Genomic DNA, 9,286 nt, shown 5'->3' on the forward strand with positions numbered 1-9,286 from the left:
GCGTCCGCGGCGGCCGGGCGCGCCGCCGCCACGGCGACCCCCACCAGGGGTCGGACCGACAGGTGCAGGCCGCCCACCGGGAGCGGCGGCGTCAGGCTCTCGACCAGCCGGCGCGCCGCGTGCTCGGCCGCGCCCGGGCCGTCGACGTCCAGCCCGACGGCGAACACGTCGCGCGCGAGCCGCGCCGGCGTGCCGACGTCCCCGGCCTCCCGGCCCACCACCGAGCCGACCGCGCGCAGCAGGTCGTCGGCGACGGCGTGCCCCAGCGTCTGCGCCACGTCGCGGTAGCCGTCCAGCGCGACCAGGAGGACGGCGGGGACGGACCCCGGGGGTGCGTCGCAGGGTCCCGCCTCGAGCCGGCGCGCCAGCCCGGTCGCGTTCGCGAGCCCGGTGACGTGGTCGGTCACCGCCAGGTGCTCCAGCCGGGCGTGCTGCCGTCGCATCGCCCGCAGCAGCCCGCCGAACCGCAGCAGGAACGCGGCGATGACCACCATGGCGGCGATGCACACCTCCGCCAGGTGCACGGGGAGACCGCGGGCCGCCTCCAGCGCGGCCGTGCCGGGCAGCACGCACACCGAGGCGCCGAGCAGCACCAGGTAGCCGGTGCCGAGGTCGCCGTCGGCGCGCGGGGGCGCGGCGCGGCCGGCGGAGGCGTGCCGGGCCGCGGACGCCAGCAGCACGTAGCCGGCGAGCCACAGGGTGTCGATCAGGTGCGCGCGCGCCTCGAGCGCCGGCCAGCCCGGGGCGAGCAGGAACAGCTCGTCGGCGAGCAGGATCGCCAGCACGCCCCACGTCGACAGCCGCAGGGCCGGGGGCCGGGTGCCGGCCGCGGTGGCGGCCCGGGCCAGGAGCACGAGCAGCACGGCGTCGCCGACGGGGTAGAGCGCGCCGACCGCGGTGCCGAGCGGGTCGGCCGGCCAGCCGGCGAGCGTCGGCTCCAGGACCAGCAGCCAGAGCACCAGCAGCGCGCCGCTCGTGACCAGCAGGGCGTCGAGCAGCCAGGTCGGCCGCCGCCCGCGGGGCGCGGGGAACGCCCGGACGAGCCCGGCGGCCAGCAGCGGGTACGAGGCGATGTACGCCACGTCCGCGACGGACGGGAACGGCTCCACGCCCAGGCCGCGCTCGAGCAGCGTCCACACCGTGTCGCCGACCACCCAGGCGACGAGCCCCAGGGCCAGCAGCTGCCACGCGCGCCGCTGCGGCCCCGAGATCCGGCGGGCCGCCCGGCAGGCCTGCGCGGCGCACACGACGCCGACGACGCCGTACAGCACGTCCCGGAGGGTCCCCGGGGGCAGCGCGGCGTGCGTCACCAGCACGGCGACGACGACCGCGAGCCGCGGGAGGGAGGCACGCTGCAGCACGGTCTCCTGATCGGCATCGCAGCGCGCTGCTTGACCCGTCAGGCGGGTGGACCTGGCGGCCCGCGCCGACCTGCAGGTCAGGGGACCTGTGGGTAGGGTCACGCCGGGGGGTGAGGCATGGGCGGGACCGCACGAGCGGACGCGGACGAGGCACGACGGGTCGCCGCGCTGCGTGACCTGGCTGTGCTCGACACGCCCCCGGAGGAGCGGTTCGACCGCGTCACCCGGCTCGCCCAGCAGCTGTTCGACGTCCAGATGGCGTTCGTCTCGCTGGTCGACACCGACCGGCTGTTCCTCAAGTCGCGGCAGGGCACCGCGGCGCGCGAGACGCCCCGCGAGGGCATGTTCTGCGCGGCCGCGATCCAGCAGCCCGGCACGATGGTCGTCCGGGACGCCACCCGCGACCCGCGGTTCACCGCCGCGCCGTTCGTGACCGGCGCCCCGCACATCCGGTTCTACGCCGGTCGCCCGCTGGCCACGGCGGGTGGCGAGCGCGTCGGCACCCTGTGCCTGATGGACCGCCGGCCGCGGGAGTTCACCGCCGAGGACGAGGCCCTGCTGTCCGACCTCGCGGGCTGGGTGGAGAAGGAGCTGTCCGCGGACGCCGAGCTCGGCCGCGCCGCCGAGGTGCAGCGCGGGCTGCTGCCCACCGCCGCGCCCGACGTCCCCGGGTGGGACCTCGCCGGCGCCTGCCTGCCCGCGCACGGGGTGGGCGGCGACTTCTACGACTGGCAGGCCGCCCCGGGGCGGCTGCTGCTGACCCTGGCGGACGTCATGGACCGCGGCCTCGGCGCGGCGATCATCGCCGCGACCGTCCGGTCGGTGCTGCGCGGCGTCGGCCGGCACGAGGACGTGGGCGAGGCGCTGGCGCTCGCGGAGCGGGTGCTGGAGCCCGACCTCGACCGCGCCGGGGCGTTCGTCACGGCGTTCCACGCGGCGCTCGACCCGGCGACCGGCGTGCTCCGGTACTCGGACGCCGGGCACGGGCTCGCGGTGGTGCGGACGGCGGACGGGACGCTGCGCCGGCTGTCCGCGCAGGGGCCGCCGCTCGGCGTGGTCGTGGGGGAGCCGCGCGTCGCGGGCGAGGTGACGCTCGCGCCCGGCGACGTCCTCGCCGTCGTGAGCGACGGCGTGCTCGAGCGCGGGGACCGGGCGCTGGACCCCGAGGACGTGCTGGCGGCGCCGCTCGGCGCCGCCACGTCGGCGGCGGACGCCGTGGCCCGCGTGCTCGCGGCCGCCGGCCCCGCCACGGACCGCTCCGACGACCTGACGGTCGTGGTGCTGCGGAGGGAGAACGGATGAGGCAGCAGCTCGTGCTGCGGGTCGTCGTCGTGCTGACGCTCCTGCTGGGGGTGAACTACATCGCCTGGCGCTGGCTCGACTCGGTCAACTGGTCGGCGTGGTGGATCGCCGTCCCGCTGGTGATCGCGGAGACCTACTCGCTGGTCGACGTCGCGCTGTTCGGCATGACCATGTGGAAGGCGAAGCAGCGCGAGGACCCCGGCCCCCCGGAGCCCGGCCTCACCGTCGACGTGTTCGTCACGACGTACGACGAGCCGGTCGAGCTGGTGCTGCGGACCGCGGAGGCGGCGCGGGACATCACCTACCCGCACCGGACCTGGGTCCTCGACGACGGGTCGCGGCCCGAGCTGGCCGCCGCGGCGCGGGCCGCGGGCGTCGGGTACATCGAGCGCTCCGAGGACTGGACGGACCGGCCCCGGCACGCCAAGGCCGGGAACCTGAACAACGCGCTGTTCCAGACCGACGGCGAGTTCCTGCTCATCCTCGACGCGGACCAGATCCCGGAGCCCGAGATCCTGGACCGCACGCTCGGGTACTTCGCGGACCCGGCGGTCGCGCTCGTGCAGACCCCGCAGTTCTTCACCAACGTCACCACCGCCGACCCGCTCGGGAGCCAGGCGCCGCTGTTCTACGGCCCCATCCAGCAGGGCAAGGACGGCTGGAACGCCGCGTTCTTCTGCGGGTCGAACGCGGTGCTGCGCCGGGACGCCCTCATGCAGCTCGGCCTGGTCGGCTACGTCCGCGAGACCGAGCGCTCGGTGCGCGAGGCGCTGCACGCCTCGCGGCGGCTGCTCGACCGCGCGCAGCGCGACGCCCCGGACGCCGTCCAGGCGGCCGTGCTGCACGAGGTGCAGGAGGCCGCCGCGCGGGCCCTCGGCGGGCTCGACGCCGGCGAGCCGCTGTCCGACGTGACCTACGGGTTCCAGCGGGAGGTCGACGCCATCTCCGGGCAGGTCGTCGCGCGCGACGTGGCCGGCATCCAGGACGACCTCGCCGCCATCGCCGCCCTGCCGATCGCGCGGGACGACCAGATCGGCGCCGTCGTCGTCGACGAGCCGGCGCTGGCCCGGCTCGCCGACCGGGAGTGGTCGCCGCTCGGCGCGATCGAGTCGGTGCAGGCCCTGGTGCGGGCCGTCGACGTCGACCGGTCGTCCGAGGCGCAGGCGGTGATGCCGGTCGCGACGCTGTCGGTCACCGAGGACATGGCGACCGCCATGCGGCTGCACGCGCTCGGCTGGAAGACGGTCTACCACCACGAGAGCCTGGCGCACGGCCTCGCCCCGGAGGACCTGGGGACGATGATGACCCAGCGGCTGCGCTGGGCGCAGGGCACCATGCAGGTGATGCTCAAGGAGAACCCGCTGGGCGTCCGGGGCCTGAAGGTCGGGCAGAAGCTCATGTACTTCGCGACCATGTGGTCGTACCTGTCGGGGTTCGCCGCCCTGGTGTACCTCGCCGCCCCGATCATCTTCCTGTGCTTCGGCGTGCTGCCCGTGACCGCGTGGACCGTCGACTTCTTCGCCCGGTTCATCCCGTTCTTCCTGGCCAGCCAGCTGCTGTTCGTCGTCGCCGCGCGCGGGGTGCGGACCTGGCGCGGGCAGCAGTACGCGCTCGCGCTGTTCCCGGTGTGGATCAAGGCGGTGTGGACCGCGGTCGCGAACGTCTGGTTCGGCCGGCCGCTCGGGTTCGCGGTGACCCCGAAGGTCCGGCCGGACGGCTCGCCGAGCCAGTGGCGGCTCGTGTGGCCGCAGCTGCTCGCCATGGCGCTGCTCGTGGTGGCCGCGGTCGTCGGGATCGTCCGGGCCTCGCTCGGGCTGTCCCTGTGGGTGGGCACGACGGTGAACCTGCTGTGGGTGGTGTACGACCTGGTGGTGCTCAGCGTCGTGGTGCAGGCGCTGCGCTACCGCGGGTTCACCGGGCCCGAGGCGAGCCCGCCGCCCAGCGCGCGGCGCCGGGGCATCGCATGACGACGACGAGGAGGACCCGATGGAGCTGACGACCGAGCGGAGCGGGGACGCGGCGGTGCTGCGCGTGCACGGGCGGCTCACCATGGCCGCCGCGGGGGAGCTGAAGGCCGCGGTCGACCGCGAGGTGGCCGACGGGCGCACCCTCGTGGTGGTGGACCTGTCGGACACGGCGTTCCTGGACTCCTCGGGCCTGGGCGCGCTCGTCGGGGGCCTGCGCACCGCCCGCGCCGCCGGGGGCGACCTCCGGATCGCCGGCGTGGGCCAGCAGGTCCGGACGGTGCTGGAGCTCACCACCATGGACCGGGTGCTCCGCCCGTACGCCACCGTCGAGGACGCGGTCGGTGCCGGCCGCTGAGGGGGCCGTGGAGCTCCGCGTCGACGGGTCCGCGGAGCCCGGCTGGCTGGACGAGGTGCACGACGCGTTCGCGCGGCTGTGGGCCGCCGCGCCGGACGTCCCGGACCTGGACCGGCTGCGGTTCGAGACCGCGGTCATCGAGATCGCGACGAACGTGGTCCGGCACACCGTCCCGGTGGGCGACGGGCCCGTCCGCGCGACCGTGCTGCTGCGCGCCCGCCCCGAGGGGCTCGAGGCCGAGCTCTCGGACGACGGCGCGCCCGTGCGCGTCGACCTGGACCCGGCCCCGGTGGACGACTTCGCGGAGAGCGGGCGGGGCATCGCCCTCGTCCTGCGCGCCGTGGACAGCCTCAGCCTGGACCGCGACGGCGACCGGAACACGTGGCGGCTGGCGCGGCACCGGTCCGCGTGACCGCCCGGCCCGCGCCCGGTCCGCGCGCGGGTCCCGGCCGCTGACGTACGGTCGTGGGGATGGCCACCGACACCACCCACCCGGAAGCCGACCGGGTCGCGGCGCTGTACCGCCTCGGCGTGCTCGACACCCCCGCGGATGAGCGGTTCGACCGCGTCGTCCGGCTCGCGCGGCAGCTCTTCGGCGTCTCCACCGCACTGGTCTCCCTCGTCGACCGCGACGTCGTCGTGCACAAGGCGATGGCCGGCTTCGACGAGCCGGTCGTCCCGCGCGACGACTCGTTCTGCGGCACCGCGGTGCTGTCGGACGCCATGCTCGTCGTGCCCGACGCCGCCCAGGACGAGCGGTTCCGGGACAAGCCCTTCGTCGCCGCCCCGGGCGGGCTCCGGTTCTACGCCGGGCAGCCGCTCGTCGCCCCCGGCGGGTACCGGGTCGGGACCCTGTGCATCGCCGACCCCGAGCCGCGTGCGTTCGGCGCCGACAGCGCCGCGCTGCTGCGCGACCTGGCCGCGTGGGTCGAGAAGGAGCTCGTGATCGACTCCGAGCTGGAGCGTGCCGCGCAGGTGCAGGCGGGCCTGCTGCCGCGCAGCGCCCCCGACGTCCCGGGGTACGAGGTCGCGGGCGCGTGCCTGCCGAGCCGGGCCGTCGGCGGCGACTTCTACGACTGGACCGCCACCGACGGCGGTGTGGTGCTCAGCCTGGTCGACGTCATGGGCAAGGGCGCCGGCGCCGGCATCCTGGCCGCGTCGGTCCGCGCCGTCCTCCGCGGCTCGGCGCACGGGGCCGACGTCGCGCGGTCCCTGCTGTACGCCGGGGCCATCCTGCACTCCGACCTGTCCGGCGCCGGGGTGTTCGCCACGGCGTTCCACGCCGCGCTCGACGCGGCGACGGGCGACGTCAGCTACGCCGACGCGGGGCACGGGCTCACCGTGGTCGTCCGCGCCGACGGCACCGACGAGCGGCTCGCCGCGACCGGGCTGCCGCTCGGCGTGCTGGACGAGGCGGCGCGCGAGCAGCGGGTCGTCCACCTGGGCCCCGGCGACCTGCTGGTGACCTTCTCCGACGGCGTGCTCGACCTGGCGGACGGCACCCTCGCCGGCGTGCCGCCGGTGGTCGAGGCCGTGCGGGGGACGAGGTCCGCCGGCGAGGCCGTGGACGCGGTGCTCCGGCTCGCGCGGGGAGCGGCGGAGCGGCCGGACGACCTCACCGTCGTGGCGGTGCGCCGGGCGGGCTGAGGCCCGCGACCGTGCCCGCGACCGCCCCCGTCAGCGCCGCGGCGGCACCGGGTGCAGCACCACGTCGGTCAGCGACCCGCCCTCGGCGCGGGCCGTGAGGTAGGTCCCGGTCGGCTGCCGGCGCCGGTCCGTCGGCGACCCGGGGTTCAGCAGCCGCAGCCCACCGGGGGCGACGGTGTCCCACGGGATGTGGCTGTGCCCGAAGACCAGCACGTCGACGTCCGGGTACGCCGCCGCGCACCGCGCCTCCCGGCCGGCGGCCTGCCCGGTCTCGTGCACGACCGCGAACCGCACCCCGCCGAGCTCCGCGCGCGCGACCTCCGGCAGCCGGGCCCGCAGGTCGGGTCCGTCGTTGTTGCCCCAGCAGCCGACGACCCTGCGGGCGCGGGCCTCGAGCGCGTCCAGCAGCGCGACGTCCACCCAGTCGCCGGCGTGCAGCACGACGTCCGCGGCGTCGACCGCGTCCCAGACCACCGGGGGCAGGTCGCGGGCGCGTCGGGGGACGTGGGTGTCGGCGAGGAGCAGCAGGTCCACGGGGCCTCCCGGGGTGTCGGCGGGGATCACGCGGCCCGGCGCAGCGCGACCACCGTGAGGTCGTCCTCGGGGTGCCGGGGGTCCACGAGCGACAGGACGGCGTCGGCCGCCTGCTCCGCGGTGCGCGTGCCGCGGACCGCGCGGCCCACCTGGTCGAGGTCGCCCAGCGAGCCCCCGAGCGCGTCCAGCACGCCGTCGGAGAACGTCACCAGCAGCTCGCCCGGGGCCAGCCGCGCCCGCGCGCTGACCCGCGCAGGCCCCGGGGCGATCCCGAGCGGCAGCCCGGTCGCGGACAGCCGGCGCGCCGTGCCGTCCGGGTCGATGATCAGCGACAGCCCGTGGCCCGCGTCCGTGTAGGACACCTCCCCGTCCGCCGCGTCCACGTACGCCCGGAACATCGTGACGAACGCGCCCGCGTTCGCGAGGTCCGCCGTCATCGCGCGTTCCGTGGCCGCCAGCGTGCCCGCCACGTCGCGCAGCACCGGCTGCGCGTGCAGCACCGACCGGGTGGTCGCCGCGAGGATCGCGGCCGCCGGGCCCTTGCCCATCACGTCGGCGAGCGTCACCACCAGCCCGTCCGGCACCTCCTGCCAGTCGTAGAAGTCGCCGCCCACCGACCCCGCCGGCACGCACCGCGCCGCGAGGTCCAGCCCGGGCACGTCGAGCGCCCGGGACGGCAGCAGGCTCGCCTGGACCTGCGCCGCCCGCCGCAGCTCCGTCCGCTCCGCCGTGACGTCGCGCAGCACGGTCACCGCGCCGCCCCCGGCCGCCGCGGGCAGCGGCGCCGCCGAGAAGGTGACGATCCGGGGCTCCGTCGACCCGGGCACCCGCACCAGCAGGTCCGCGTCGCGCACCTGCTCGCCCGCGAGCGCCCGGCGGAACGGCAGCTCCGCCTCCGGCACCGGGCTGCCGTCGATCCGCCACAGGTGCGCGAGGTCCGACCCGTCGTCGGCGCCGGCGTCCGGGCGGCCCGTGAGCAGCAGGCCCGCCGTCGGGTTGCGCACCACCACCCGCCCGGCGGCGTCCACCACCCGCACGCCCTCCGACATCGTGTCCACGACGGTCGCGAGCAGCGTCGCCTGCTCCTGGGCGCGGTCGCGCGCCGCCTGCAGGTCGGTCACCAGCCGGACCCGCTCCTCCCGCGCGATCGCGAGCGCCAGGCCGATCACGGCCACCAGGCCGACGTAGAGCTGCGCGATCGCGACCTGCGCCGTCGGGTCGGGCAGCTCGGCGAACGGGCCGGTGCCCGCCAGGGTCAGCTGGATCGCCACCACCCCGCAGATCGTGGTGTGCAGCACGACCGAGCGCGTCGGCAACCGGGAGCCCGCCCACACCGTCAGGCCGATGAGCGGGAACACCACCGCCAGCCAGTCGATCTCGACGAACCACACGACGTACAGCAGCGGGGCGAGCAGCAGCGCCGCGAGGTAGTCGGCGCCCTTGCCCTCCGTCCACCACTCGACCCGCTCCTCGGCCGTCCGCCGCCGGCGGTGGTGCAGCCAGGCGCCCACCGTGAAGCCCAGCGTGCCGATGCCGACGATCGCGACGGTGTTCCGCGCGCACCACAGCAGCGCCGTCCGCCAGGTCCACGGCTCGCCGCCGACGACCACCGCCAGCTCCACCAGCGGCGCCGACACCGCCGAGCTCAGGGCCGCCCCCAGCACGAACCACCACAGGTCCGGGACCCGGCGCAGCTGCTGCGTCCCGCGCGCGGCCCACACGTAGGGCGCCCGCCGCGCCAGCACCGCCGCGCACACCACCGCCTGCACGGTCGCCGCGAGCGCCCCGATCGCCGCCGACAGCGCCGACGACCCGGTCGCCGCGATCACGGCCCCCGTCGACACCGCGAGCACCAGCGGGTCCAGCCACGGCCACGGGCGGCGCGCGCGGACGACCAGCCACAGCACCGCGACCCCCGCGGCCGGCCAGACGAGGCTGACGTCGGCCTCGGGCACCCGCGTCGAGCGGCCGAGCAGGCAGGCGGCGGCGTTCAGCAGGGCGAACAGCACGACCAGGCGCACGTCCCGGGCGCCCGGGCGGCGCCTCGCGCGGGGGAGCCCGGGCGGCGGCGCCCCGACCGGCGGGGCGCCGGTCGGGGCGGTGCCGGTGGGCGGGGTGCC

Annotated in this window: 8 protein-coding genes; 5 read left to right on the forward strand and 3 right to left on the reverse strand. The window is 77.0% G+C overall.

Annotated elements, in window-relative coordinates; translation table 11 throughout:
* Window positions 1–1,361, reverse strand: a 1,361-nt coding sequence (locus FA014_RS15400; RefSeq protein WP_154730535.1) for a GGDEF domain-containing protein, incomplete at its 3' end; no start/stop codon positions are given.
* 117 nt (window positions 1,362–1,478) lie between these two features.
* Here FA014_RS15400 and FA014_RS15405 point away from each other — a divergent pair.
* From FA014_RS15405 to FA014_RS15425, 5 genes are read left to right on the forward strand one after another with little or no spacing between them, the layout of a single operon-like run.
* Window positions 1,479–2,663 carry a PP2C family protein-serine/threonine phosphatase gene (locus FA014_RS15405; protein WP_154730536.1) on the forward strand — a complete coding sequence of 395 codons (1,185 nt, stop codon included), beginning with the start codon at window positions 1,479–1,481 and terminating at the stop codon, window positions 2,661–2,663.
* Window positions 2,660–4,630, forward strand: coding sequence for a glycosyltransferase (locus FA014_RS15410; RefSeq protein ID WP_154730537.1), 1,971 nt, complete (start codon window positions 2,660–2,662; stop codon window positions 4,628–4,630). Before FA014_RS15405 ends, FA014_RS15410 begins: the two co-directional genes overlap by 4 nt.
* Before the next feature lie 19 nt (window positions 4,631–4,649).
* Window positions 4,650–4,985, forward strand: coding sequence for an STAS domain-containing protein (locus FA014_RS15415; RefSeq protein WP_154730538.1), 336 nt, complete (start codon window positions 4,650–4,652; stop codon window positions 4,983–4,985).
* Complete coding sequence (locus FA014_RS15420; protein ID WP_154730539.1) at window positions 4,972–5,397, forward strand: ATP-binding protein; 426 nt, start codon at window positions 4,972–4,974, stop codon at window positions 5,395–5,397. Before FA014_RS15415 ends, FA014_RS15420 begins: the two co-directional genes overlap by 14 nt.
* A gap of 59 nt (window positions 5,398–5,456) precedes the next feature.
* On the forward strand, window positions 5,457–6,632 hold the full coding sequence (locus tag FA014_RS15425) for a PP2C family protein-serine/threonine phosphatase (RefSeq protein WP_154730540.1): 1,176 nt from the start codon (window positions 5,457–5,459) through the stop codon (window positions 6,630–6,632).
* 30 nt (window positions 6,633–6,662) lie between these two features.
* On the opposite strand, the gene FA014_RS15430 is transcribed toward FA014_RS15425, so the two are convergent.
* Both FA014_RS15430 and FA014_RS15435 read right to left on the reverse strand, forming a co-directional pair.
* Window positions 6,663–7,166 carry a metallophosphoesterase family protein gene (locus FA014_RS15430; RefSeq protein WP_154730541.1) on the reverse strand — a complete coding sequence of 168 codons (504 nt, stop codon included), beginning with the start codon at window positions 7,164–7,166 and terminating at the stop codon, window positions 6,663–6,665.
* 26 nt (window positions 7,167–7,192) lie between these two features.
* On the reverse strand, window positions 7,193–9,286 hold a 2,094-nt coding region (locus FA014_RS15435), incomplete at its 5' end, for a SpoIIE family protein phosphatase (RefSeq protein ID WP_154730542.1).

It is taken from the genome of Cellulomonas hominis (assembly GCF_005239125.1).
Lineage (GTDB): Bacteria > Actinomycetota > Actinomycetes > Actinomycetales > Cellulomonadaceae > Cellulomonas > Cellulomonas hominis_A.